The following is a 26,516-nucleotide window of genomic DNA, read 5'->3' as shown; positions in this document are numbered from 1 at the left end:
AATATCGAGCATTTTGTAGCGGCGTCGATCGCGTAGCGAAGTCAGTAGAACACGTTCGCGTCCCAACTGATCGGTGACGGTGATGGCACGCGCCTCCCAAAACTCCGGCAACTGAGCACACTTGGCACGCGCCTGCGGCGACACGCGCATGCGCACCGTGAAGTCGTCGCCATTCTCATCTCCCTCGATTACTTCCCAGCGGGTATTCGATTTAGCGGGAATGATAAAGTGGCGTTCGCTGCCGCCACGGGTCAGCGCGCACAGAATTTCAGCAGAGAGGAAGCCTCGATCAAAGGCGGTGAGCGAATCGTTGGGCACCGCGTCGATCAACTGTTTGGCATACAGCATTTCATTCGTGCCGTAAGGGCCAAATGCAGCGCTATGAACAATATGTGTGGACAATGCAGTGAGCGTCACCCCACGCACTTGGGGATAACTCGCGATGGCACCGCTGGAATAATTTTGTGCCCCGAAGTGTTCACGAGTCTCTACATTGTCATGGGTCCGCAAGGTGGTTCCGTCCATTGCAAACAGCACCAGCCCTTTGAATACATAAGCGCGGCGATCCTGATTGCTCCAATGCTGTGCTGAATGATCAAATAACCATTTCAAAGGGTCTGAGCCGAGGCGTTGGCGTGCCTGCGCCGCAGCACTCTTGCTGATGAAGGGGGTTTGCGAATCCGGAAGCGCCAAGCCGAGATCATCAAGCACTTCACTGATGGACTTATGACGATAGAGCGCCAGCGCCACCATCAGCCAGACGACTTGCTCGGCAGGCAAGCGCCGATGGCGGATGCTTGTTGCGTCGGTGCGCTGCACGGCCTGTTCAATCCATTCGACCGGCAAATGCTCTCCCAGACGACGCCAGTCAGGCGCTTCGAGGTGGTTTGCCAGGAAATGGAGAGGGTCATCAAGCATCGCCACGCAGGTTAACATCTGACATGGGCGTTTACAAGCTCAAAATAAAAATGCCGTCCAGTCTTAACTGAACGGCATTACAGCCGAAGCTGTCTTTTTGCTGGAAGCGCCAGCGCTTACTTTGCTGGTGCAGCGGCAATCGCTGCGTCTGCTTTGGCTGCATCTGCTTTCATTTTGGATTTATTGGCCTTGTGGTGCGCCTTGGCCTTGGTCGCTTTGGCATCCGCCTTGGCACTGGCCACATCGGCTTTTGCGTCGTCGGAGGCGACCGCTTCTTTCGCATCGGCCTTCACGACGGCCTTGGTTTCCTTGGCGTCCGCCTTGGCAACGGCTTTCGTATGGGCCGCTTCCGCCTTGGCGGGTGCCGTGGCTGCCGGGGTGGCAGGGGTCTGGGCAAAAGCTGCGGTAGCGAACAGGCCGGCGATCAGGGTAGCGAATACTTTTTTCATGATGTAATCCTATTTTGTATGGTTTTAGTCGTGGCAAGCGATGATGCAGGGCGATTACTTGGCAACAGTTGGCGCTGCTTCAGCGGTGGCCGATGCCAATTTTGCGTCAGCCTTGGCTTTCCTGGCCTTGTGGTGCGCCTTGGACTTGGTGGCGGCCGCTTCCGCTTTCGCGCTGGCCACTTCGGTCTTGGCGGCGACGACAGCCTTGGTTTCTTTCGCATCGGCTTTTACTGCGGCGTGCGCTTCCTTGGCGTCCGCTTTGACGACGGCCTTTGCGTGGGCCGTTTCCACTTTCGCGGGTACTGAGGCTGCCGGGGTGGCGGCAGTTGCTGGCGCTGCTGGCGTTTGCGCGAAGGCTGCGGTAGCGAACAGGCCGGCGATCAGGGTAGCGAATACTTTCTTCATGGTGCAGTCCTCGGTGGTGGTGTTCTGGTGTGCCGGGATGATTCCCGTGTCACTGAGCATAAAACGCGCCTTGGAAGTATACAGTTGACCTTGTTTACACTTTCTTACAATCACGTTTTTATCGACTGTTATTGCATGATGAGGCAATGAAAATGAAAAAAGACAGCCGAAGCTGTCTTTTTGGGTGGCGCTGACATCGCGCGCAGGCGATTACTTGGCTGCGGCGGCGGTCGCTTCAGTTTTGGCGACGTCAGCCTTGGCCTTGGCTTTTTTTGCTTTGTGATGGGCTTTGGCCTTGGTGCTGGCGGCATCTGCCTTGGCGCTGGCGACATTTTCCTTGGCGTCGGCGGCGACGGTGGCTACTTTCGCGTCGGCCTTGACGACGGCCTTGGTTTCTTTGGCTTCTGCTGTAGCCACTTCCTTGGTGTGCTTGGCTTCGGCCTTGGCTGGCACGGCTGGCGTTTGAGCAAAGGCTGCAGTAGCGAATAAGCCGGCGATCAGGGTAGCGGTCAAGTTGAAAATGCGTTTCTTCATGATGCAGTTCCTCGAGAAGTGGGGTTGTCGTTCAGGAGATGCATTTCCCCTGTCACTGAGGCAAAAACGCGCGGCGAGGTCATCAGGTTGACAGCGAATTACAAACATTTACATTTGGCGTCGCCGGTGCTCTGTTAGTTGGCGTACCGCGCCTGGGCTTTCAGCGGTCTAGACTCGATCCATCGTCACTGCATGGGTTCGCCATGAAAGCCGCCTTGAAAACCTACCAGGCCAAGCGCAATTTCGCCATCACGCCAGAACCGGCAGGCGGTGATGAGGCACCAGGCGAGGCGCTCACATTTGTCATCCAGAAACACTGGGCCAGCCGCCTGCACTACGATTTTCGCTTGGAACTGGATGGCACGATGAAGAGCTGGGCCGTGCCGAAGGGGCCAAGCTACGACACGCACGACAAGCGCATGGCCGTGCAGGTGGAGGATCACCCGATCGCGTATTCCAGCTTTGAAGGCACGATCCCGGCCAAACAGTATGGCGCGGGCAAGGTCATCATCTGGGATAAGGGTACTTGGCAGCCGCAGCCGGCCACGCCAGATGCGCGCAAGGCCCTGGCGGCCGGCAACCTGAAATTTACCTTGCATGGCCACAAGATGCATGGCAACTGGGTGCTGGTGCGCATGAAGAGCAAGGGTGAAAAGCAGCCGGCCTGGCTGCTGATCAAGGAAAAAGATGAATTTGCCCGGCCGGCCGTGGAATTTTCCGTCGTCGACGAGCAGCCCGACAGCGTCAAGCACAAGCCCATGCCCAAACGCAAGCTGGCTGCGACACCGCCAGAGGCCGCTCTGCCCGCCAGCCTGTCACCCCAGCTGGCGACCCTGGCTGCTGCGCCGCCGCCAGACGCGCAAGGCTGGATTTTCGAGCTGAAATTCGATGGCTACCGCATCCTGGCCCGCAGTGACGGCAAGCGCGTCGCCTTGATCACGCGCAATGGCAATGACTGGACGCACAAGCTGCCGAAATTGCAGCAGGCGCTGGACAAACTGGGCTTGCCGCCGGGCTGGTATGACGGCGAAATCGTCGTCCACGGCTCGGACGGCCAGCCCGATTTCGGCGCCCTGCAGCGCGCTTTTGATGAAAGCGCCACCAGCGAGATCGTGTATTACCTGTTCGACGTGCCGTATTTCGATGGCCACGACTTGCGCGCCCAGAGCGTCGAGGCGCGCCGCGCGCTGCTGCAGCAGTTGTTGCAGAGCCTGCCAACGTCGCCGCTGGTACGCTTCAGCGCCGCGCTCGATGCCGCGCCGCAGCAGTTGCTGGAGCACGCTTGCAAGCTGGGACTGGAAGGCGTGATCGGCAAGCGGCGCGGCTCGCCCTATGTCACGCGGCGCACGGGCGACTGGATCAAGCTCAAGTGCGGGCAGCGCCAGGAATTCGTCATTGGTGGCTATACGGCGCCGCAGGGCGCGCGCGCCGGCATCGGCTCGCTGTTGCTGGGCGTACACGATGAGGATGGGGAACTGCGCTATGCGGGCAATGTGGGCAGCGGCTTTGACGAGGCGAGTCTGCGCGAGTTGCGCCGCCGGCTCGATGCGCTCAGCGTGGAGACGAGTCCGTTTACAGGCAAGGCGGGCGGCGTGCGCCAGCCGCTGTGGGTCAAGCCGCAGCTGGTGGCCGAAATCAGTTTTGCACAGTGGACCAGCGCCGGCTCCATCCGGCATGCCGTGTTTCATGGCTTGCGCCAGGACAAGAAGCCGGCCGCCATCGTGCGCGAGCGGACGCAAGCGATCGGCAAGGAGAAGAAGGTGCAGGGTAAACAAGAATGCGCGCCGGACAGCGTCTTGCCGGCCAGTTTCAAGGTCAGCCATGCCGAACGGGTAATCGACAGTGACAGCGGCGCGACAAAAATCGACCTGGTGCGCTACTACGCGCTGGTGGGCAAGCTGATGCGTGTGCATTTGCGGGGCAGGCCAGTGTCCCTGGTGCGCGCGCCGGCCGGCGTCGGTGGCGAACTGTTCTTCCAGAAACATGCGGCTACGTCGAAGATGCCGGGCGTCAAACAGCTCGATCCCAGGCTCGACCCCGAACATCCGCCCATGCTGGAAGTGGCCACGGCGCAAGGGCTATTGTCGGCGGCGCAATGGAATGTGGTGGAATTGCATACGCAAAACGCGCTGGCCAGCGCCTACGACACGCCGAACCGCCTGGTGTTCGACCTCGACCCTGGCAAGGGCGTGGCTTGGCCCGCCATCTGCGAGGGGGCCGTGCTGCTGCGCGCCTTCCTGGCCGAACTGGGCTTGCCCGCCTACCTGAAAACCAGCGGCGGCAAGGGTTTGCATGTGGTCGTGCCGATCCGCCCGCAACACGATTGGGACACGGTGAAAGCGTTCTCGCAAGCCATCGTGGCGCACATGGCGCAATTGATCCCGGCGCGCTTTGTCGTGAAAAGCGGGCCGGCTAACCGCGTCGGCAAGATTTTCATCGATTATTTGCGCAATGGACGCGGCGCCACCACCGTGTGCGCGTGGTCGGCCCGCGCGCGCCCGGGGCTCGGCATTTCCGTGCCGCTGGACTGGGATGAGCTCGACAAAGTGACAGCGGGCGATGCCTGGAAGGTGGGCAACGTGCACAGCCGCCTCGACGTGGGCAATGCGCCGTGGGATGGCTATGCGCGCAGCGCGAAAGGCATCGATACGGCGATGAAGAAGCTGGGCTTTCAACCCTGATTGCACAGTATAAATGCAATTTATTTGCATTTGCATAAATTCGTAACTATACTTGTTACATGAAAACTCCCAGCCGACTCTCCACCGTCCTGCATGGCTTGCTGCACATGGCCGGGCAGGTAGAACCCATGACGTCCGACACCCTGGCGCAATGCCTGCACACGCATCCCGTGGTGGTGCGGCGCACCATGGGCAGTTTGCGCCAGGCCGGCATCGTGCAATCGCTGCGCGGCCATGGCGGCGGCTGGTCGCTGGTGCGGCCCCTGTCGGCCATCAGCCTGCGCGATGTGTACGCGGCCCTGCAAGAGACAGTGGTGGTGAAAGTCGACATCGGCGCGCCGCATGCGCAATGCCTGGTCGAGCGGGCCGTCACGCGGGTGCTGGCCGACGTCTACCGCGAGGCCGAAGCCATGCTGGTGGCGCGTATGGGCGACATCAGCCTGCAAGCCTTGCTGCTCGACATCGGCGAGGGTGCGCCATTCATTGCCGGCGGCTTGCCGCCCCATCCCCATCCCCTACCTTGAGGAAACCCCATGTTTGACGTCATCATCATCGGCGGCAGCTTTGCCGGCCTGTCGGCCGCGCTGCAATTGGCGCGCACGCGCCGCCCCATCGCCATCATCGATGCGGGCAGTCCGCGCAACCGCTTTGCCTCCCACGCGCACAGCGTGCTGGCGCAGGATGGCAAGCCCGGCGGCACCATCCTGGCCGAGGCACGCGCCCAGCTGGTCGCGTATCCGAACGTGACGCAGTTTGCTGGCACGGTGCGCCAGGCTGAACCGTTGCCGTCCGGAAAAATCGCCTTCACCATCACCCTGGACGATGGCCGTGTGCTGCAAGGCAGGCGCTTGATCCTGGCCACGGGCGTGCGCGATTTGCTGCCCGAGCTACCGGGCGTGGCCGAGCGCTGGGGCCAGACGGTGCTGCATTGCCCGTATTGCCACGGCTATGAAATCGGCGGCGGCAATATTGGCGTGCTGGGCCGGCTGCCCGCGTCCGTGCATCAGGCCAGTCTGATCGCCGACTGGGGCGACGTGACCTTGTTTACGGCCGGCATGGAGCCGCTCGATGATGACGCAATGAAATTGTTGGCGCGGCGAAAGGTCAAGCTGGAGCACGTGGCCGTCACAGCCATCGAGGGGGCCGCGCCCGCCATCGACGGTGCGCGCCTGGCCGATGGCCGCCTGGTTCCCTTGCGCGCCCTGTTCCTGGCCGCGCCCGTGCAGCAAGCCAGTGGCTTGGCAATGCAACTGGGCTGCGCGCTGGAAGAGGGCATGATGGGGCCCATCGTGCAAGTCGACGCCATGAAGATGACGTCGGTGCCGGGCGTGCACGCGGCCGGCGACGCGGCGCGCGCCATGGCCAATATCACGTTTGCCATGGCCGACGGCGTGATGGCGGCCGTGGCAGCGCACCACGCCATGATTGCGGAGGAAGGGCAGGCTTGATGCCAGGTACAGTCAAGCAGCCTTGCGCCGAGGCGCCGCCGCTGCCGGTTTGCGTGCGGCGCTCGTGGGCGTGGTTCTGGTCACGCTTTTCGGCGCTTCCCTGGCCGCACTCTTGCGCGCCGGTGCGGCGGAGGCTTTCTTGCCCAGGCTTTGCTGCAGCAGCGCCACCAAGTCGATGACATTGCTGCTGCGTTCTTCCTCGGGCTCGGGCGTGGGCGCGGTGATGGTCTTGGTTTGTCTGGATTTGATTTTTTTCTTGACCAGCGCTAGCACGTCTTCGCGGTAACTGTCGTGATATTGCCCCGGTTGCCACGCTTCGCTCATGCCTTCCACGAGGGACAGGGCCATCTTGAGTTCCTTGTCGGAAATGCCGGCCGCCTTCAGGGTACTGCCCGGCAAATCGAGGTCGTCCGTGGCGCGCAGCTCATCGGCGTAACGCAGGGTGTTGAGCACGATGGCGTCCTTGACGCATACCAGCGCGCACAGATGCTGCTTGGTGCGCATGACCACGCTGGCGATGCCCACTTTGTTGGCGCGGCGCAAGGTTTCGCGCAGCAGCGCATACACCTTGTCGCCGCCTTTCGCGGGGAGCAGGTAATACGGATGATCGTAAAATGTCAGCGGTACCTCGGCTGCATCGACAAAGGTGAGTATATCGATGGTTTGCGTGGCCTTCACATTGGCCTGCTTCAAGTCTTCCTCGGACAGCACCACGTACTCGTCCGTCTTGTATTCATAGCCCTTGATGATGTCGTCCCATGCCACATCCTTGCCCGTGCGCTTGTTGTAGCGCTTGTAACCGATGGGGGCGAAGTCGCGCCGGTCCAGCATGGACAAGTCCAGTTCATGGTCGAGGCTGGCCGAAATCAGTTCGACGGGAATGTGCACGAGGCCAAAGCTGATGGCGCCTTTCCACAATGTGCGCGCCATGGCTTAGCCGCCCACGCTGCCGGTGATCGGTAGCACGATGCCCGTGATGTAGCTGGAACAGGCGGGCGAGGCCAGGAAAACGTAGGCGGGCGAGAGTTCTTCGGGCTGGGCCGGGCGGTGCATGTCCGTGTCCTGGCCGAATTTCTGGATTTCTTCCGGTGATTTGTCGGCAGGATTGAGCGGGGTCCAGACGGGGCCGGGCGCGATGGCATTCACGCGGATGCCTTTTTCCAGCAAGTTGCTGGCCAGCGCCATGGTAAAGGCGTGGATGGCGCCCTTGGTGGTGGAATAGTCGAGCAAGTGCTTCGAGCCTTGCAAGCCCGTCACGGAACCCGTGTTGATGATGGACGCGCCCCGCTGCAAGTGGGGCAGCACCGCCTTGGCCATGTGAAAGTAGCCGTAGACATTGGTCTTCATGGTCAGATCGAAACGTTCTTCGCTCAAGTCGAGCAGGGATTCGGCGTGCTCCTGGAAGGCGGCATTGTTGACCAGCACGTCGATATGGGTGAACTTCCCCATCACCTGGCTGACGGCTTCCTGGCAAAAGCGCTGCTCGCGCACGTCGCCGGGGATCAACAAACAGCTCTGGCCTTCCGCTTCCACGTAGCGGCGCGTTTCCTTGGCGTCCTCGTGCTCGTTCAGGTAGATGATGGCTACATCGGCGCCCTCGCGCGCGTACAGCACGGCCACGGCGCGGCCGATGCCCGAATCGCCGCCCGTGATGATGGCCACCATGCCGGCCAGCTTGCCGCTGCCACAGTAGTCGGGGGCCAGGAAGCGGGGTTTCAGCTGCATCTGCGCTTCGATGCCCGGTTTGGCCAGGTGCTGGGCGGGCAGGGGACCGCCGGGCTGGCTGCGGCTGCCCGTTTGCACGGGCTGAAGGTTCTCTTGCTTGGCCCGCTGGCCTGCATCGCGCTGATCCTGCTCATGCTGGATGCTGCGCTGCAAGTTACCGGCGGACTGGTCCTTGTTTTCGTTGATGCTCATGCTGGACTCCTTCACGCTGGCTTCCAGTATCGGCGCGCGCTGCGTGATATACGGTGCGCTCGCTAACAGAGTGGCACAAACAGGCGTAAAATTATATGATGGTTGACATTATTGTGGGAGGCTGCATGAAAGTGAGCAGAGAGCAGGCGGCGCTGAACCGCGAGCGCATCGTCGAGGTGGCGGCCAGGTTGTTCCGCGAAAAGGGCTACGACGGCATCGGCGTGGCCGACCTGATGAAGAATGCGGGCCTCACGCATGGTGGTTTCTATGGTAATTTTGCTTCCAAGGAAGATTTGATGATTGAGGCGTGCCAGCATGCCTTGAAGAAATCGCTGCAAGGCTGGCAAGCCAGGGTGGAGCAAAACCCGCAACAGGCGCTGCCGGCGATCATAGAAAACTATTTGACGACGCAGCACCGCGACCAGCCCGGCACGGGCTGCCCGGCGGCGGCCATGGGCGCCGATGTGGCGCGCATGTCGCCTGGCGCGCGGCCCGCCTTTACGCAAACGGTGCAGCAGCAATTTGCGCTGCTGGCCGGTTTGTTGCCCGAAGGCACGCCGGAACAGCGGCGCCAGCAGGCCATTTCCACGTTTGCCGCCATGGTGGGCGCCATCGTGCTGGCCCGATCCGTCGATGACGCCGCGCTGTCGGCGGAAATTCTCGACGCCGTGAAGGCGCAATTGCTGCAAGACTGATCTCAGCTGCTAACGCACCCCTGTCAGCCGGCCGCGTCGCGTGATAGGCTTCGGTTTTCAGATTTTGGGATCATTCATGCTGCTCTGGCTCAGGCAATACCGGCGTCCTCTGTTGGCCGGAGACATCACTGCCGGTATCGTTGTCGCCATGATGATGGTGCCGCAAGGCATGGCTTACGCGCTGGTGGCCGGTTTGCCGCCCGTGGTGGGCATCTACGCCAGCATCTTGCCGCCCGTGCTGTATGCCTTCTTTGGCAGCAGCATGACGCAGTCGGTGGGGCCCATGGCCATCGTTTCGCTGATGACGGCCGCCGCGCTGGCGCCGCTGGCCGACGCCGGCTCTTCCCTGTACATCGTGCTGGCCGCGCAACTGGCCTTCATCAGCGGCCTCGTGCTGCTGCTGTGCGGCGTGCTGCGCCTGGGCTTCATGGCCAGCTTCCTGTCGCGCCCCGTGATCAGCGGTTTCAGCAATGGCGCCGCGATATTGATCATCTGGGGCCAGATCACGCCCTTGCTGGGTGCGACCGTGCCTCACTGGCATGTGCCCAGCCTGCTGCTGGGCTTGTCGAGCCTGCTGTTCCTGTGGCTGGCCAAGCGCTACCTGGCGCGATTGCTGCTGCGCTGCGGCCTGAATAAAGTTGCCGCCGACGTGGGCGCGCGCCTGGCACCCATGGCGCTGGTGCTGACCGGCATCGTGCTGGTGGCGTATTGCGGGCTGGAAAAGTTGGGCGTGCAAACCACGGGTCACGTGCCCAGCGGCTTGCCGGGCCTGAACCTGGCTACCTCCAGCGCCCATTGGCGCACCTTGCTGTCGCCGGCGCTCTTGATCGCCTTCATCATCTTCCTGATGAGCATGTCTGCCGCGCAGACCCTGGCGCAAAAACGCGGCGAAAAGCTGCATACCAACCGCGAACTGCTGGGTCTTGGCGCGGCCAACGTGGCCAGCGCGCTGTCGGGCGGCTTTCCCGTCACGGGCTCCATTTCGCGTTCGGCCGTCAATTTCCAGGCCGGCGCGAACACCCCCTTGGCGAGCATCATCACGGCGGGCCTGCTGGCGCTGGCGCTGGTGGCGCCCACGGGCTGGCTGGCGCTGCTGCCACTTCCCGTCCTGGCTGCCACCATCATCTTTGCCGTGGCCAGCCTGCTGGATTGGGAAACCTTGAAATTGTCCTGGTGCTACGACCGCAGCGATGCGCTGGCCTTGCTGGCGACGACGGCCGGCGTGCTGGTGCTGGGCGTGGAGGCGGGCGTGGTGATCGGCGTGCTGTTGTCGATGGGCACCCTGATCTGGCGCGCCAGCCGCCCGCATATCGCCGTGCTGGGCCGCATCCCGAATAGCGAGCACTTCCGCAACGTGGAGCGTTATGAAGCGCAAACCTTGCCGGACGTCTTGCTGCTGCGCATCGACGCGGGCCTGTTCTTCGGCAACGTGGAAGCGGTGACGGAGCGCGTGGAAGAGGAGTTGCGGGAACATCCGACGGCGCGCCACCTGGTGCTGGTCTTGTCGGCCGTCAATCAGATCGACAGTACGGCCCTGCTGGGTTTGATCGAGCTCAATGGCGCGCTGGCCAAGCGCGGCATCAGCCTGAACCTGGCCGAAGTGAAAGGTCCCGTGATGGACCGCTTGCGCCAGAGCAGCCTGCTGCAAGACCTGAGCGGCAAGCTGTACCTGAGCACGGCGCTGGCGACCGCCGATTTAAGCGCGGGCAAGGCATGAGCATGGAACTCAATCTGCACGGCGAGCCGCGTCCCGTCGATAGCGCTCTTGCGCTGCAACAAGCGCTGCGCGAGGCGAGTGCCCTGGCGCAATGCGAACTGTGGCTGACCATGGCCATGGATGCGGAGCAGGGCCCCGCCCTGTGCATGCTGCGCAATGGCGGCAACGCCTGGCTGATGTACCTGTCGGGCCAGGACGACCAGAGTTTCCACTCGCTGGGTGACGAGGAAGAAGCGGGGGAATGCAGCTACTGGCTGGCGAATGGCCAGGTGGATGAATACCCGGCCGCGTGGTGCGTTGATGTAGAACAATGCCATCGAGCCATTCTTGCGTTTTTCGAGACGGGCGGCGCGCGGCCATCGGCCATCGAATGGGAGCTGGATTGAGATGCAGCAAACCCATACGGCCCGTATCGACATTGCGCTTGACGCCGGTGCGGAATTGCCCACGCTGCGCGTCATCTCGCAGCGCTACCAGGCCGGCGGCGTGACGGCGGCGGTTCAGGCAGTGCGTGGCGCAGGGTGATGGTCGTGGATGAGTTTCGGGGAAAAATGCATGCTGACGCAATGGCTTGCGTCGCGCCAGCATGAGTTCTTGCCGCGTTTGTCCTGCCTTCACTGTGCCGGCTTGTCCGGATCGATGTAGTACGACCCCGGCGGCGCTCCCGGCACCTTGACGCGGAATTTTAGGCCGGACAGCAACTTGTCCCACAAGGCAATCGCCTCCTCGTCGGTGAGCGAAGCGGCCTTGGCGGCGCCGACCATGTTGTGGGCGACTTTGGTGTACATATGGGCTTCCAGTACAGAAGGATTTGCAATGTCCCTCGGCTTGCCGACCAGCGCCCATTCGAAATCGTGTACTCCATCAGTACGCCGTATCAGTGACTCTTCGCCCTGCCAGTGCTGGACGGCGCGTTTGCCTTCACGTAGCAAGGTGCGCTTGGGATAGCGGTTTCCTTGCACGTCTTTCGCTTGCTGGATACGGAATAATAATGACAGATCGCCGCGTACCTTTTTTTCAAACTCATCAGGCCTATAAGAGCTATAAGCATTTTTATTCGAGCTAATTGAAAATGTTACATCTGGAAAGCTGGGGAGATGCAGGCCTGTGTTGACCATTTCCTGATCGTCATAACGACTTTCGGCCATAAAGCCGTACGGAAGGCAGTAGCCGGGTTCAGTCGGCACCTCATCTTCTTGTCGTAGACGAAAACTATTCGCACGGACTATTTGTGTAGCAGCAGCACTTGCTGTGGTTTGCCCTTCCGGAGTTGAATCTCCAATAGTGAATGTGATATCTCCTTTGTTAATGTATGTATTGAAATATACGTCGCCGGATTTTTTAGTGTATTCGTCTTCAAAATATTGAATCTGCCAACCATTTTTAATAGGGCCTGCCCCATTATAAATAATTTCCGAGGTGGGATTGTTGAATTTTATTTTTTCTATATCTTCTGCCACTTGTTCATCTCTTGCAGTTAGACCGCCTTTTATTATGGCTATTTTTGATGGAAACGATGCGCCACCCGAGATTAACTGTGCCTCTTGTGGGATACGCAGAGCATAGCGTCCAAAACATACCAATTTCGTTTTCAGGAAGAGTATTTCCAAACGTGTGCTAATGGCGATGGATTCCGGCATCGTATTCTCCTTGTTGTTACTTTGTCCTTTGCAAACCTGAAAAAATGCCAGCGTCAGAGCAGTGGCGCAAAAAAATAATATTTTCATTTTTTATTTTTCATGGTTAACTCCACTTTGCAGTTTTTGCGATTTGTATGATCGAATATAACATCGAGGCAAGCACATTTTGGTTGCTATAGCTATTCTGGTGTGCATATCCAGTTCCATCTTTCGCGCCGTGAACAAATAACATGCCTTTGGTGAATTTGTCTAAATTTTTCGCAGGTACAGTATCATCACCAGCGGCGCTGGCTGGCAGTAACCTTAATTTCAATTTTTGAGAGCCAGCTTGAACGATAAGTTCATTTTTTGCGTTATCGGAAATCAATACCCATTTTTCAGCGGGCGGTAAAGTGGATTTTCCCTTCGAATCGGATAATCCACTGCCGAGACCTTCGGTTACTTTGAATACGACATTGTCGTAACTTAAGTGCTTCGGTGATGTACAGTAACTTGCATAGGTGTTGGGGTGAAAAGTATCTTTAATCGATTGTAGAAATTCAAACGCGCTTTTAAGTCTATTGTTAACTTTCTTCAAGCCACCACCATTTTTTTCCGTTACATCCGCTGGATTTACCCAATCCGGATTAATCAGCCGCCACCAAGCATCGGCCGGCTGCAAATAAATGCTATCCAGCGCGGTAGCATTATCGCGCGGCCAACTCCACAGTTCTTTGTCTTGCTGATCCACGACTTTGAGCCATTTTTCACCATAAGCTGTACCGGGCATCATCTCCAGCGGCGCCGGAGCATTTGCAAGGATGGCAGTCGCATGGATGCCATTGATGCCAAGTATCTCCGCCTCGTATTCACCCGCAGTGGTGTCTTTTTCCTGAAAACCGAAGCGCATGCGCTTGTACGCTCCCGCCGCGCCGATGGCGGGCATCACACTGTGATAAATGCCCAATATTTTCACTTTCTCGTCGGCAAGCATTTTTCCGTAGCTGGGGTGTATCAAGGCGCGGGCCAGCAGGCCGCCCATGCTGTGCGTGACCAGAATGACTTCATCGCATTTGAAGCCCCGGTTGCAATAGCCTTCGACTAGTCCGCGTAGTCGTTTTGCGATGGTCTGTGCCGTAACGCCATTGCTTTGCACGAAGTTGTAGCCCATCGCGTGGACTGGATACCAGCACGCCGCAATTTTTTTCAAGTCATCTTCTGTCAACGGCTTTCCTGACGCGCCGCCAAAAGAGGACGGGTCTTGCATCGCCAATGCACTTAAGCCGCTCGTTCCACGCCAGACTGGATGCAGTTTTCCGTTGATAACCATGTTGTTCAAGTGTTTTTCAGTGATTTGTAGCATGGAGCCGTAAGCCCCATCAAACAACACTTCGCTCCAGCCACGCCATCGCGCCACCTGCGCCGGAGTTGCGAACGATTGTCGTTCCCCCCGGATAGGGCGGCTCCCGGGGGTGATTTTGTTTGAACTCATCAATGGAGGAATCGGGGTCAAGCTATCGGGGACATTTTGATGCCGAATATCGGAAGCCATTGTCTCTGGGCCCTCCGCATCAAAACGGTCATTTTTTTCAGTGTAGAGGTAATACTCTACTTCGGTTTCGTTGGGGTCAAACACCAATTGGCGCTGTCGTGGTGTCGCATTTTTAAACCACCCCCCCAAACCAGAACCGGTAGCGATATCTGCTATTCCTCCCGCCCCCATCAGGTCGTCCGGCCGCCATGAGCGATTGTCCGGGCGATCCAGCAGTTGTTGACGGGCCTTGGACATCCGCAAATTACTACCCATCACCCCCGGCAGAAAAATGATCGGTATTACCTTACCCGGCGGTTTGGCAACCTCATGGCGTGCCGTATCGCTGTTCTTCGTCATACGCACGGCATACTCTGCCCATCCGCCTACGCCTTGTGTGAATGTTTTTGGATGATTGCCGCGTTTGTTCAGTTCATCGTTGTCGCTCATGGCAGCTCTCCCTTGTAACGAATGACATAGCTGTCCATGCCGGTGGATTTTTGTAGTTGCGTGGAACCGTCTTTCGCGCTTTTGCCGGCCACGTTGCCGTCATCGCGCAGTATTTCAAAATCAATGCCAACGGCCGGCGTATCGTCGGCCTCCATTAGCAAGACTTCCTGATCAAAACTGCTGCTTGGCCTCTCATTGAATTCCTGCGACACGCTCTTCGGCGCCAAAGTTTCCAGGTTGCCGTTGAATAACACAGGGGACGAGGTGAAGAACTGCACCTTGTCGCTGATTTCCAGCATGTGGTTGGCGCCGTGCAGGCGAACGCCTTTCTTGCCTTTGATGTTGACCCAGTCCGCTTCGCTGATCAGCGACAAGACTTTTTTAGCGATGATTTCCACCTCGTCGCTGTGGGCCTCGATGGAAACCTTGCCGCTGGCGGCAATCAGCTTCATGCCGGCCTTGTGTACGAAAAGGCTGAAGGTCTTGGCGATGCTGGCAAATACGCTGTCGCCGCTGGCCAGCGAGATGCTCTTGCCGCTGGTGAGCGCCACGTGTTCACTGGCGGCCAGGTGGATCGACTGCGCCGCGCTCAGTTCGATGCCGGCAGGGCTGGCCAGCAGCAAATGCGGTTCGGACAATTCCGGGAAATCGCCGGCGATCCCCTTGATGGCGGTGTTTTGCCGCTGGATGGCCTCGGCCACGACGCCTTGTTGTCCGGCGCTGTCTTGTGCTCCCGCATCAACGGCCATGCTGGCCAGCCCTTGCTGCAATTGGCGCGCTTGCGCCAGGCGGGCCAGGGTTTCGTCGAGTTGTTTGACGAAGCCGCTCCCCGCTGGTGTTTCGGTGGTGATCAACATCCCCCCGGCAGCTCGCAGTGCGCCCCAGGCGCTGCTGGACAATTCAAAGCCCACACCGCGCGCTTCCTTGCGTCCTGCGTTGTCGTCGATGCGCGTGATGTTACCCAGTGAAAGCTGGCTGTCGTGGTGTTCGCTGCGCAGCTGTGCCTGGGTTGCGCCCTTGGTATCGTCGAATACGAGGTGGTTGGCGCTACGGGCGCCCAGTTCGCGGCTGCGCAAGCCGGACAGGGCGCGCTGCTGCGGCAGTTGCCACGGCGGCGGGTTGGCGCTGTTGTACACCGCGCCAATGACGATAGGGTGGTCGATATTGCCGTCCTGGAATTGCACGACGACTTCCTGGCCCACGCGCGGCAAGGCGATTTGCCCCATTTGCGGGCCGGCCATCGGCATCATGACTCTTATCCAGGGCGAGCTGCGCTCATCGAACTCACCCAGGCGGTCCCAGTGAAATTGCAGGCGGATGCGTCCCAGGGCATCGGTATGGATTTCCTCTCCGGCTGGCCCGACCACCAGTGCCGTTTGCACACCAGCAACGATGCACGGCGTGCTGTTATAGCCGCGCCCGGGCCGCCAGCGGATGTCCCTGCGTACGCACAGCATATTGTTGACGTAGTGGGACGCCGTGCTTGGACCCGCCTGATAGTTGTTGCTGGCAATATGTTCGACCGACACGATCAGATATTCGCGTTCGGCGATGCTCTCCGGGCGTTCCTGGCCAGGCTGGCAGTGTTTTTCCTCTGCGCTGAAGTGTCCATCGAGCCTGAAACACAAACCAGCCTGAGCGCTGCGGTGATTGCCTCCCGCCTCGAAATACTGGCACAGATGGTCGCTTTCTTCCATGCGGCGTTGGGCCAGAGATTGCCCGTCGTCGCCATCTTTATAGCCATAGGCGCCCGTGTTTTCATATAGTTCGTGGGCAAGCACGTCGCCTTGGCGATTCAAGGAGTAGCCGCTGGCAAGGCGCGGCTGTGGACTCTTATAGTCGAAACTGGCCAGTGTCAGCTGCCCGGAGCCGAGCCGGCGCACGGCCTGCCACTGCCGAAGGCCATCATCTTCCATGGAGCCCGATTCGGAGTTGAAGCGCATGGCGCCGTCGCCAGACGCCGTTTCGATCATTTCAGCCAGTGTGCTGTTGTCCCCCAACCAGAGTGTATGGCCATCGGCGCGGTGCTCGTACCAGTAATGCCAGCCCAGTGCCTCCCAGCGTCTGTGCAGGTGGTTGTAGTCCGTTTCATTGTGCTGGTTGGCGCACGTGATTTGCGGGTCGTCGCCGTAGAAGCTGGTTTTCCAGTCGCGCTGCTCGTAATGTGCAAATGTCGTTTCGGTCAGCTGCATCACGCTTTGGCCATGAAACGATACATTGTCCTGGCGCAGCTGGGCAAAGGCCAGCCACGGTTGCAGCACCACCCGGTACCAGGCGAAACCGCCATCGGCGCGCAACCGGCAAAATTCGCCCACATAGCCGTTAAAGTGGCGCAGCGTTCCATCGTCGCGCACCATGGATATCGTCACCATGCGGCCCATCATGGCCTTGAGGGCAATCTGCGCGTCATCGGACAGCAATTCGGCCTCGAAACGGAAGTCGCGCGACACTTCTTCCCTGGCGGTCAGCGAATTGACCAGCAGGATGGCACCGGCCGGACCATCTTCATGGGGGAAATCGATCCTCAGCAGGCGCCGCTCTTGCGCGCCGAGGTCGAAGGCGGATAGCGCCGCCTGGATGCTTGCATACATAGGCTGCCTCCGTTATAGCGATGTAATCAGGTGGGCGCCACAGGCGGTGGCATCACCGTCATAGGCGTACGGCTTGCCCAAATGCTTTGCTCCGGCACCGTCAGGCTTGATCGGAAAGCTGCCTTTGCACTTGGGGCAGAAGGTGGTGTCATCGGCCAGCGCCGCAGTCTTCCCCATGACGGTGCTGCCGGACGATGCACTGGTGACCTTGCCGCCGTGATCGGTTGCGTCGCCGAGCCGGATGACGCCGCGTCCCTCATGTTTCATGGCTGTCTCGCTTTCTTTCCATGGATTGCTCAATACAGCTGCAGCAGATAGCGCACCTCGGCGCTGCGCACCTTGCCCTGCGCTGTAGACAGGAACGTAGTCCAACCCAATCGACGCCTTTCTGCTGGTTGGGAATGCAGCACCAGGGGCGAAATGCATGGCTGACTCAATATCAGGCGCACTTCGTATTGCAAGTCCGGCACGCCAAACAGTGCCAGTATTTTTGACAATGCTGCCGCGCCTGCGCTGCGTGGCAGGAAGCGTTGCAGGCCAGTGGGATCGAGCGGACCGATATGAAGGCATACGCGCATGTCATGGCGCCATAGCCGCTGGCCAAGGGTTGCGCCGCGCGCCAGGGTAAAGTTGCTACTGCCTAGCAGACTGAGCCGGTTTTTTTCCAGATAGTCCCAGCTGCCTGTAAATTGCTCCAGGGCGACCGGTACGCCGCAGTACTCGGCCAGCACGCGGCCAACCGTTTGCGCGGAAACGGGGCGACAGCGCAACAGGCCCGCGTACCTGGCCGCGACGTCCTGCGTCACCGTGTCAGGCCCGCCGTTTGACGGGAGCGCATCGGGCTGCACACCGGCCAGTGCCATCAGCAAGGGCAGCTGCTTGTCTTTTGCCTGGGTCTCGAGTGATGAACCGAGGCGATACTTTTCCCACGCCTGGCAAAACAGCGCGACCATGCGGTGTGAAAAGATATCGAGGAAGGCAGAGACGCCGGCGTCTTTGGCCGAGCATCGATATGCGGCGATGCGTTCTGAGTAGTGCAAGGGCAATGCGCCGCTGACGCCCAGAAAACCCATGAACGTTGGCACCAGGACCATTTGTTCATTTTCTTCCAGCGTGAGCCGCTCGATTTCACTGGCAGGAAAACTCAACGATAAGCTATTCTGAAAGCGAAGCGCCTGGCTAAAGGCTTGCTCGTAGCTGATATTGTGCTGGCGTAGCCAGCACAGCAGAATGCGCACCGCCTGCATGAACTGATAGCGATGCGGCTCGGCCAGCAAGTGTTCGATTACACCAGATTCTGTAGTCCGCTTCTTGGTTTGCATCGGATCAGCTCCTCTCCGCTTTGCAGTGACAGCACCACCAGTTCGATGAAACTGTTGATTTGCACATACAGCCCAAGGAAGTGGTCGATGACCTGGACAAACAAATGCATGCCGCTGCCGACAAATGCGGCCTCGTCCAGCGTGATGCGCACCTCCACGCCATGCGCCAGCGAGGTGCCGCGCTTGTGCCGCAACCATGTTGTGGTGGGGGAGTGGGTCAGCGCGACGATGCCGCTGATCTGGCGTTGCGAAGTGACCGATTGGGACAAGTCATACAGCGTCAGCATTTCGCGTAGGGCCGGCAGACCCTCCTGGACCAGCGCATGATGATTCAGTGCCAGGTGCGAAATCAGGCGCCAGTGCAGGCCAGCAGCCGGCGAGTAGCGGCGCGGCTGGCTGGGGCGTCGTAGCAGTTGCACAGCGGGTCCGCCGCCAGATGGTTGCAAATGTCCTTGCCGCTGGCCATATTTGAGCGCAAGGGGGAGGTCCCGGTTGCTGCATGTCAGTGACAGCGACAGGCTGGCTTTTTCGTTGAGCAAGGGATTGAAGTCGCTATCGACCAGTGTCATTCTCTTTTCATGGCCAGGGCTTTGAATGGCCAGCGCCGTGTCGTGACGCACGATCCAGTAATGGTGCGCCGCGCCCTCGCCATGGCGCAGGCTGTACAGCGGGCGAAATTCGGTGAGCGTGCTTTCGCCTCCGCGTTGGCGCAGCAAGCGCACCGAATCGACCGTGATGACTTCGTAACCATGCGCATGCGTCGCATGGGCCAGCACGGGGTAGTCGCTTTTTTGCCGGGTAACGGTAATCGGTACGCCTTCCTGGCGGAACAGATTGACCACCGGACTGCAGCCGAGCCTTAAGTGTTCGCTGGAAAGGCTGGACAACATGCGCGCGGTATCGGAATCGGGCCGCAAACCTGCCATGCACAGATGCAGGGTGAAGCACTGGCAGTCAGGCGGCAGGGAGGCGCCCAGCGCGGCGATATCGATGTCAAAGAAATTGAATTTTTCCGGATACGCAAAGTACTCGCCAAGGATGCGGTAGGCGGGCTGCGAACGTGCGCCGTAAGGTAGTAACGCATCGGCATCGGCGAAGCCAACAGGTCTCAAAGGCACGGCGGACAACGCATGCCATTGCCCCGCGTCGGTCGACACATAAGCGCAGGTGGTGCGCATGAACAAGGCATCGCGCAGTGCGGCGGAAAACGATGCTTCGCTATCGATGAAAATGCGCAGTGACGCAGGCGCTGCGTCGAGATGCCGGATGCTGATATTTAGCGTCGAGCTTACTGACGTCGGCAGGCGTACGCCTGGTGGTGCCTTGATTATCGCATCGAAAGCGGCGCTTTCCAGTACCGATGTTCCCGTCGTAATGTCGTAGACCGTCTTGAAACGGCAGCGTACGCCGCGCACAGGGGGCGAGTCCAGTTCGGTACCTGCAGGCAGGCGCAACACGCCCGCACCAGATGGCGGAGTGGGCTGGTGCACGATAGCACACGATGGAAAGGGACGCAGGTAGTGCGGGAACAGGGCTTCGAACAAGGCTTCGGTAAATTGCGGATAGTCGTCATCGAGCCTTTTCGAGATGCGTGCTGCCAGCATGGCGACCGATTCGATCAAGTGTTCAACATGCGGGTCTTCACAGGACTCGCCGGACATGTGCAAGTTGCCGGCGATTCTCGGATAGCGTTCGGCGAATGCACGGCAATGGCGCCGAAGCATCACCAGTTCGCGTTCGAAATACGGTAGCAAGTCTTCCATCTTTAATTTTCCCTGTCACACAGCGTGGCGTCGTACATTGTTGGCGCGTTGTGCGGGGCCATGGAGATCTCCTGGGTGTCTTTGCTACGGAATGGCCAGTATCCGAGCGTTTGCTTCAAGGTAAATTGCGTTTGCGCAAATAATTGAACAGGGATGCTGTGCAACATCAAGGGCTTCCAAACTGGCAACATCAGACTGGCAAGGCAGCAAGATCCCAACGGTCACCATGGAGAGCGCAATGACTTTGCCATCAAAATTACTTTGGTCGGAGGGGCTAGCCATCGGCCCTCAGCAATTCCAGCAACTGGATCGCTATCATGAAGCGCGTCTGCAACGTCTGGTCTCCTTGATTAATCCCCATTTGTGGGGCGTACACGGCGTAACCTGGAATACGGATGCACTGGCCAACAACAGCCTGCGGGCAGACACCTTGTCGCTCGTATTTCAGGATGGAGAGATCTGTGAAGCGCCGCTCAGCGATGTATTGCCCAGCGCAGTTGACCTGTCCAAGCTGCCGTCCGGCGAACAGAGTTTTACTTTTTATGCCGCGCTGCCCACCCTGCGGGCGCATGGCGGCAATGTGAGTTCTGCGGGCGCGCGTTATGTTCAGGCGGACATCGAAACGCCTGATTTGTACAGCGAGGCGGTCAGCATCGACGTCGCCTATCTGAAAAAGCGCGTGCACTTGCTGTCGCAACTCGATCCTCTGCACGACTACCTTGCCATTCCGCTGGTACGCGTGTACCGCACTGGCAATGGCAGTTTTGACATCGACGCCTCCTTCATCGCGCCTTGCCTGACCATCAGCGCAGAACCCGCACTGCAGAAAATGCTCGATGCGCTGATCGAGCGCATGGGGGCGAAAATTGAAGCGTTGTACAGCCGCCACCGCCAGCCGGGGAAAAATACGGTGGAATTTCATAGCGGCGATGTTTCCTCGTTCTGGATGCTCAATACATTGAGTACGGCCAGCGCCGCGCTTAGTCATTGCGCCAGCTACCGGCGGCACCATCCCGTGTATTTGTTTGAAAAACTGATGGCGCTGGCAGGTGGGTTGATGACGTTCTCGAAAAAATATACGCTGAGCGACTTGCCGGCATATCGGCACGAGGATGCAGCTCCCGGCTTCGGCAAGCTCGATTACATCATCCGTGACTTGATCGATACCGTGCTGTTGTCGCGTTACTTCCCGATTGTGCTGTCCAACGACGCGCAAAAAAACACCCACTATCATGCTTTGCTCGACGCCACGCGCATCGACCGCCAAACCGAACTTTGCCTGGCGGTGAATGCGGACATGCCAGCATTGGAATTGGTCGCCACGGTACCGTTGCAATTCAAGATTTCATCGCCGGACAATATCGAACTGCTGCTGGCGCGGGCATTACCGGGTATCGAACTGCGTCATATGGCACAGGTGCCGGCGGAAGTGCCGGTGCGGCCCAATACGTATTACTTTTCGATTGAAAACAAGAGCAACATCTATGACGCGATGATCAAGGCGCAGGCCATCGTGATTTATGTACCGTCTGGAATGAAAGGGCTGAAGCTGGAATTGTTCGGCATCAGCGGCACCGCCGAGTAGCGATTACTTGGTTCTGCTTGGCTTGGCGCCAGGGGTAGCCCTGCTGACAGGTGCAAGAAAATCTTGCCCTAAGGAATAGACTTGCCCGTCTCGTTGACGTTATCATGTTTTTGTAAGTGCCGGTGACTGACGGATCGGCGCATGGGTAAAACATGGTAACAGGCGAAAGTGGATATGGGCATGGGCATGGCGAATGATGCGTGATGTGGCAAGCGGCGGGACGGGCAGGGGAGCGGTGCACCGTTGCTGCCGCGTATTGCTATGGATGATATGCGCTGCTGTCGCCGTGCCAGCCTTTGCTACAGACGCCACGCAGGGCACAAACGCATGACCATGCACGCAGACCAAGGCGCGCGCCTGGGCGGCGCTTCCATCGTGCTGGCCGTCAGCGTGGCGCTGACCTTTGTCGTCACCATGCTGCTGCTGGTGTTTGCCGTGCTGTTTTACCAGTCCGAGCGCGAACAGCGCTGGCAGCAGTTGTACCGCAGCCTGGCCGTCAGTGCGGACCAGCTGGCCGTGGCTATCGAACTGCCGTTGTGGAACCTCGATGAAAAGCAGATGCTGGCCATCATGCGCAGCACCCTGGGCAAGCGCGACCTGGTGGCCAGCGCGCTGACGCCGGGCATCGGCAAGGAAGCACTGGCCTTGCGCCGCAACGGGCACGGTACATTCGACACCCTGTCCGTGCTGCCCGGCGAGCCTGGCTGGCTGGTCGAACGGCGCGCGGTGACGATGGGCGGGCAAGTCATCGGCAGCGTCGCCGTGTATGCCACGCCGGCCCTGCTGCACGCGCAGCTGCGCCAGCGCGCGCTGGCCATCGGCGCCATGATCGTGGCGCTCGACGTGATCCTGGTGGCTAGCATCTGGCTCGTGATGTGGTGGCTGATGCTCAAGCCCTTGCGCGCTATCGGCCAGTACGCCGCTGGCGTCAAGGCGGGGCAGAGCGAAGCGTTCGGCTCGCCGCCGCAAGCCTGGTTCCTGGGCGAGCTGCGCACCTTGTACCGCAGCATCCGCGACATGGTGGCGCTGCTCGACAGCCGTTACCGGGCCTTGCAGCGCAGCGAGGAGCGCGTGCAGATGGCCACCGGCGCGGCCAGCATCGGCATCTGGGACTGGAACGTGCGGCACGACGCGTTGGAGTGGGATGAGCAGATGTATACGCAGTTCAAGGCCGATGCGGGCAGCGGCGTGGCGCCGGCGGCCATCTGGCGCGCGGCCCTGCTGCCGGACGACGTGCTGGCCGCGAAACAGGCATTGCGCGCGGCCCTGCATGCAGGCCAGGCGTTCTCGCATGAATACCGCATCCGGTGGCCCGACGGCAGCATGCGCTACATCAAGGCCGATGCCGTGATCTTCCGCGATGGCGCGGGCAATCCCCTGCGCCTGGTGGGCTCGAACTACGACATCACGGCGCACCGCGAAGCGGAACTGGAACTGCTGCGCCACCGCCACCACCTGGAAGAGCTGGTGGCCGAGCGCACGGGCGCGCTGTCGGTGGCCGTCAGCCAGGCGCAGGCCGCGAACCGCGCCAAGAGCATTTTTCTCGCCAACATGAGCCACGAATTGCGCACGCCCTTGAATTCCGTGATTGGCTTTTCGCGCCTGATGGCCGCCTCGCCCAACATGCAGGCCGATGAAAAGCGCAACCTGGCCATCATCCACCGCTCGGGCACGCATCTATTGACCTTGATCAATGAAATCCTCGAACTGTCGAAGGGCGAGGCGGGACGCTTGCAAACGCAAACGGCCGTGGTGGCGCTGGCGCCGCTGCTGCAGGAAACCATGGATATGCTGGGCATGCGCGCCGAGCAGCAGGGCCTGGCGTTGCGCCTCGATTGCGTCGCCGTGCCGCCGGCGGCGCTGCTTGACGCCACCCGCCTGCGCCAGGTGCTGCTGAACCTGATGTCGAATGCCGTCAAGTTCGCGGGCGCAGGCTGCGTTACCCTGCGCGTGCGCGGCGAGCGCCTTGAGGATGATCAATGGCGCTTGTCGTTTGCCGTCAGCGACACGGGCATCGGCATCGCCGTCGATGACCAGCAGCGCATCTTCGAGCCTTTCGTGCAGGCCGGCAGTGCGGGGGCCAAGGATGGCACGGGCTTGGGCCTGGCCATTTCGCGCCAATTCGTGCAGCTGATGAAAGGTGAGCTGACGGTGGAATCGACGCCGGGGCAGGGCGCCACCTTCCGTTTCAGTATTGTCGTGCAGGCGGCCGAAGTGCCGGCGCCCGTGCCGCTGTCCATGCCCATGCAAGCCTCGGCCGAAGTGCTGCCAGCACTGCGGCCGGCGCTGCAGGCAAGAGACCTGGCGCTGCTGGCGCCCGGCGAGCGTGCCGCCTTGCTGGTGGCGCTGCGTGAATTGAACCTGGCCCGCGTGGATCTGCTGCTGGCCGCCTTGCCGCCGGCGGCAACGCCGCTGCTGGCGCCGCTGCAGGCGATGCTGGAGCAGCATCAGTACCGCCAGCTGTGCGCCTTGCTGGAAGCCGATGGCACGCTGGCGGCAATGTGAAAGTGTGGACGGCCAACATCGGATTAGATGAAAAAGCAAGTAAAGTACCGGCGATGGATGGTGCTAAATTGCAATAAAGATTATGATGATAGTACGTAGTTCACTGCAAAGAGTGTCTTGTCCAGCGTGGCGCGAGAGCGCCGTGCCTCATCCAAAGCTGAGAGAACTGCTACATGCACCGCGATTTTTCGGAAGTGAACACGAAGGGTGAAGTACTGATCGTTGAAGATACGCCGGCCTCGCTCAAATTGTTGAGCGATTTGCTCGCTGGCGCCGGGTATGCGGTGCGCCAGGCGCCGAATGGCGAACTGGCCCTGTGGACGGCCCAGGCGCGCCCGCCCGAACTGATCCTGCTCGATGTGCGCATGCCCGGCCTCGATGGCTTTGAAGTGTGCCGCCGCCTGAAGGAAATGCCGGCGCTGCGCCAGGTGCCCGTGATTTTCCTGTCGGCCCAATACGATACCGACGACAAGGTGCGCGGCTTTGCGCTGGGCGCCGTCGACTTCATCGCCAAGCCATTCCATGCCGAGGAAATCCTTGCCCGCACCGATGCCCATGTGCGCCTGGCGCGGGCGCAGCTTCAGCTGGCGCAGGAGCGCGCCAACCTGGAGCTCCGCGTGGCCGAGCGCACGGCCGAACTGGAGCAGGTGGTCGGCACCCTGGCGCGCGAAGTGCAGATGCGCCGCGCCAGCGAAGAATTGCTGCGCCTGTCGGGGCAGTTCTTTGAAGCGACCCAGGACGCCATCCTGATCACCGACCCTGCCGGCGTCATCGTCAGCGCCAATCCTGCCTTTACGCGTATCTCCGGCTATGCGGCGCAGGACGTGGCGGGCACCGACATTATGCGCCTGCATGCGCAGCACACGGGTGAGGCGGTGCTGCTGGCCATGCGCCAGGGCTTGCGCAGCAGCGGCTGCTGGTCGGGCGAGGTGCAGACGCGGCGCAAGTGTGGCGACACCTATCCGTGTTTGCTCAGCGTCTCCACCGTGCAGGGGGCCGATGGCGCCGTGGTCAACTACGTGGGCGTCTTCCTCGACATCAGCGAGCGCAAGGCCGAGCAGCACCTGATCGATTTTCTCTCTTACCACGACGCCCTGACGGGGTTGCCGAACCGGCTCTTGATGCGCGAGCGCTTCGAGCAGGTGCGCGCCGGCGCCGTGCGCGACGGCCAGCAAGTAGTACTGATGTGCCTCGACCTGGACCGCTTCAAGAACATCAACGATTCGCACGGCCAGGCCGTGGGCGACAAGGCGCTGCAGGTGGTGGCGCGTTTCCTCTCCGGCTGCGTGCGCGAAGGCGATACGGTGGCGCGCCAGGGCGGCGACGAATTCCAGATCCTGCTGCAGGACGATGCCCTGCTGGGGCGTACGCTTGCGCTGGCGCAAACCATCCTGGCCGGCTTGCGCGAAGAACTCAGCGTCGATGGCGAACGCCTGGCTTTGACCACCAGCATCGGCATCGCCATGTGCCCGGCCGACGGCGACAGCCTCGATGATGTGCTGCGCCACGCCGACACGGCCCTGGTGCGCGCCAAGGAAATGGGACGCGACCATTACGCCTTCTTCACCGAGCGCATGGGCAGCGATATCCGCGCCCGCCTGGTCATGCAGCAGCAGCTGCGCGGCGCCATCGGCCGCGATGAATTCGAAGTGCATTACCAGCCGCAGATGTGCTTGCGCACGGGCGCCATGCTGGGCGCCGAAGCGTTGCTGCGTTGGGATAACCCGGTGCTGGGCAAGGTGCCGCCTGGCCTGTTCATCGCCCTGGCCGAGGAATACGGCTCGATCACGGCGATTGGCGAGTGGGTGCTGGAAAGCGTCTGTGCGCAGATCCGCGTCTGGCACGACGCGGGCCTGGGCAGCATCAAGGTGGCTGTCAACCTGTCGGGCAAACAGTTCGCGCAGGACCGCACGGTGCCGTTTGTCGAGGCGACCTTGCGCAAGTACGCCATCGCGCCCGCTTGCCTGGGTATCGAAATCACGGAAAGCACGGTGATGGGCGACCCGGACAAGGCCGTGGCGGCCCTGACGCGCCTGAAAGACATCGGCGTGGGTATTTCACTCGACGACTTCGGCACCGGCTATTCCAGCCTGGGCTACCTGAAGCGCTTCCCCATCGACGTGCTGAAAATCGACAAATCGTTCGTCGACGACGTCACCACCAGCAGCAGCGATGCGGCCATCGCCCGCTCCGTCATCTCGCTGGCACATAACCTGGACATGCGCGTCATCGCCGAAGGCGTGGAGACGCGCGAACAAGTCGACTTCCTGACGCAGCACGGCTGCGACGAGATGCAGGGCTATTATTTCAGCCGCCCCCTGGGCGCGGCACAATTCACGGCGCTGCTGCGCGAACGGCGCGTGCTCGCGGTGGCGTAAGCGCTGCG

The 26,516-nt window shown here is 60.4% G+C and carries 22 protein-coding genes; 10 read left to right on the top strand and 12 right to left on the bottom strand.

All coding sequences use genetic code 11. From position 1 onward, the window contains the following. From ACQ4W6_RS20150 to ACQ4W6_RS20135, 4 genes are all read right to left on the bottom strand, one after another. A partial coding sequence (locus ACQ4W6_RS20150; RefSeq protein WP_436568945.1) for an IS4 family transposase occupies positions 1-918 on the bottom strand: 918 nt, incomplete at its 3' end. A gap of 116 nt (positions 919-1,034) precedes the next feature. After that, entirely contained in the window at positions 1,035-1,367 is a 333-nt protein-coding gene (locus tag ACQ4W6_RS20145; RefSeq protein ID WP_436568944.1) for a hypothetical protein, read from the bottom strand. Positions 1,368-1,421: 54 nt separating this feature from the next. Beyond that, positions 1,422-1,772, bottom strand: a complete 351-nt coding sequence (locus tag ACQ4W6_RS20140; RefSeq protein WP_436568943.1) for a hypothetical protein — start codon at positions 1,770-1,772, stop codon at positions 1,422-1,424. 210 nt (positions 1,773-1,982) lie between these two features. Then, positions 1,983-2,306 (bottom strand): hypothetical protein, encoded by a 324-nt coding sequence (locus tag ACQ4W6_RS20135; RefSeq protein WP_436568942.1) that lies wholly within the window; start codon positions 2,304-2,306, stop codon positions 1,983-1,985. Between the two features lie 203 nt (positions 2,307-2,509). Between ACQ4W6_RS20135 and ligD the strand changes: the two genes are divergently transcribed. Genes ligD through ACQ4W6_RS20120 form a run of 3 tightly spaced genes read left to right on the top strand, consistent with a single transcriptional unit; the run spans position 2,510 to position 6,435 of the window. Beyond that, the gene (gene ligD, locus ACQ4W6_RS20130) at positions 2,510-4,987 is read left to right on the top strand and encodes a DNA ligase D (protein WP_436568941.1); all 2,478 of its coding nucleotides are present in this window, start codon (positions 2,510-2,512) and stop codon (positions 4,985-4,987) included. Positions 4,988-5,046: 59 nt separating this feature from the next. Then, entirely contained in the window at positions 5,047-5,511 is a 465-nt protein-coding gene (locus ACQ4W6_RS20125) for an Rrf2 family transcriptional regulator (protein ID WP_436568940.1), read from the top strand. A 9-nt stretch (positions 5,512-5,520) separates the two neighbouring features. After that, the gene (locus ACQ4W6_RS20120; protein WP_436568939.1) at positions 5,521-6,435 is read left to right on the top strand and encodes an NAD(P)/FAD-dependent oxidoreductase; all 915 of its coding nucleotides are present in this window, start codon (positions 5,521-5,523) and stop codon (positions 6,433-6,435) included. A 12-nt stretch (positions 6,436-6,447) separates the two neighbouring features. Here ACQ4W6_RS20120 and ku read toward each other — a convergent pair whose 3' ends face one another. Both ku and ACQ4W6_RS20110 read right to left on the bottom strand, forming a co-directional pair. Beyond that, complete coding sequence (ku, locus tag ACQ4W6_RS20115; protein ID WP_436568938.1) at positions 6,448-7,365, bottom strand: non-homologous end joining protein Ku; 918 nt, start codon at positions 7,363-7,365, stop codon at positions 6,448-6,450. A 3-nt stretch (positions 7,366-7,368) separates the two neighbouring features. Beyond that, positions 7,369-8,352, bottom strand: a complete 984-nt coding sequence (locus ACQ4W6_RS20110) for an SDR family oxidoreductase (protein ID WP_436568937.1) — start codon at positions 8,350-8,352, stop codon at positions 7,369-7,371. A 125-nt stretch (positions 8,353-8,477) separates the two neighbouring features. Here ACQ4W6_RS20110 and ACQ4W6_RS20105 point away from each other — a divergent pair, with 125 nt between their 5' ends. From ACQ4W6_RS20105 to ACQ4W6_RS20090, 4 genes are all read left to right on the top strand, one after another. Continuing rightward, positions 8,478-9,047: a TetR/AcrR family transcriptional regulator gene (locus ACQ4W6_RS20105; RefSeq protein WP_436568936.1), complete on the top strand. Its 570-nt coding sequence runs from the start codon at positions 8,478-8,480 to the stop codon at positions 9,045-9,047. A gap of 76 nt (positions 9,048-9,123) precedes the next feature. Continuing rightward, on the top strand, positions 9,124-10,764 hold the full coding sequence (locus tag ACQ4W6_RS20100) for a SulP family inorganic anion transporter (RefSeq protein WP_436568935.1): 1,641 nt from the start codon (positions 9,124-9,126) through the stop codon (positions 10,762-10,764). 2 nt (positions 10,765-10,766) lie between these two features. Beyond that, positions 10,767-11,150: an Imm1 family immunity protein gene (locus ACQ4W6_RS20095; RefSeq protein WP_436568934.1), complete on the top strand. Its 384-nt coding sequence runs from the start codon at positions 10,767-10,769 to the stop codon at positions 11,148-11,150. A 1-nt stretch (position 11,151) separates the two neighbouring features. Next, positions 11,152-11,289: a hypothetical protein gene (locus ACQ4W6_RS20090; protein ID WP_436568933.1), complete on the top strand. Its 138-nt coding sequence runs from the start codon at positions 11,152-11,154 to the stop codon at positions 11,287-11,289. 89 nt (positions 11,290-11,378) lie between these two features. Here ACQ4W6_RS20090 and ACQ4W6_RS20085 read toward each other — a convergent pair whose 3' ends face one another. Genes ACQ4W6_RS20085 through tssF form a run of 6 tightly spaced genes read right to left on the bottom strand, consistent with a single transcriptional unit; the run spans position 11,379 to position 20,040 of the window. Beyond that, on the bottom strand, positions 11,379-12,491 hold the full coding sequence (locus ACQ4W6_RS20085; protein WP_436568932.1) for a T6SS immunity protein Tli4 family protein: 1,113 nt from the start codon (positions 12,489-12,491) through the stop codon (positions 11,379-11,381). Positions 12,492-12,507: 16 nt separating this feature from the next. Next, the gene (locus tag ACQ4W6_RS20080; RefSeq protein WP_436568931.1) at positions 12,508-14,364 is read right to left on the bottom strand and encodes an esterase/lipase family protein; all 1,857 of its coding nucleotides are present in this window, start codon (positions 14,362-14,364) and stop codon (positions 12,508-12,510) included. Then, a complete protein-coding gene (locus ACQ4W6_RS20075) occupies positions 14,361-16,955 on the bottom strand; it encodes a type VI secretion system Vgr family protein (RefSeq protein WP_436568930.1) in 2,595 nt (864 codons plus the stop codon). Before ACQ4W6_RS20075 ends, ACQ4W6_RS20080 begins: the two co-directional genes overlap by 4 nt. A 12-nt stretch (positions 16,956-16,967) precedes the next feature. Next, positions 16,968-17,222 carry a PAAR domain-containing protein gene (locus ACQ4W6_RS20070; protein WP_436568953.1) on the bottom strand — a complete coding sequence of 85 codons (255 nt, stop codon included), beginning with the start codon at positions 17,220-17,222 and terminating at the stop codon, positions 16,968-16,970. A 29-nt stretch (positions 17,223-17,251) separates the two neighbouring features. Further along, on the bottom strand, positions 17,252-18,277 hold the full coding sequence (tssG, locus tag ACQ4W6_RS20065; protein WP_436568929.1) for a type VI secretion system baseplate subunit TssG: 1,026 nt from the start codon (positions 18,275-18,277) through the stop codon (positions 17,252-17,254). Further along, a complete protein-coding gene (gene tssF, locus ACQ4W6_RS20060; protein ID WP_436568928.1) occupies positions 18,241-20,040 on the bottom strand; it encodes a type VI secretion system baseplate subunit TssF in 1,800 nt (599 codons plus the stop codon). Before tssF ends, tssG begins: the two co-directional genes overlap by 37 nt. A 238-nt stretch (positions 20,041-20,278) precedes the next feature. Between tssF and tssK the strand changes: the two genes are divergently transcribed. The 3 genes from tssK to ACQ4W6_RS20045 all read left to right on the top strand — a co-directional run bounded on the left by tssK (position 20,279) and on the right by ACQ4W6_RS20045 (position 26,508). Continuing rightward, positions 20,279-21,625, top strand: a complete 1,347-nt coding sequence (tssK, locus tag ACQ4W6_RS20055; RefSeq protein ID WP_436568927.1) for a type VI secretion system baseplate subunit TssK — start codon at positions 20,279-20,281, stop codon at positions 21,623-21,625. Between the two features lie 333 nt (positions 21,626-21,958). Then, a complete protein-coding gene (locus ACQ4W6_RS20050) occupies positions 21,959-24,130 on the top strand; it encodes a sensor histidine kinase (protein ID WP_436568926.1) in 2,172 nt (723 codons plus the stop codon). A gap of 173 nt (positions 24,131-24,303) precedes the next feature. Continuing rightward, positions 24,304-26,508, top strand: a complete 2,205-nt coding sequence (locus ACQ4W6_RS20045) for an EAL domain-containing response regulator (protein WP_436568925.1) — start codon at positions 24,304-24,306, stop codon at positions 26,506-26,508. The last annotated feature ends 8 nt before the right edge of the window (positions 26,509-26,516 follow it).

The sequence above is a fragment of the Janthinobacterium woesei genome (genome assembly GCF_051380875.1).
Classification (GTDB): domain Bacteria; phylum Pseudomonadota; class Gammaproteobacteria; order Burkholderiales; family Burkholderiaceae_D; genus Janthinobacterium.
The sequence above is the reverse complement of the archived record's forward strand: the minus strand, read 5'-3'. Positions and strand labels throughout refer to the sequence as shown.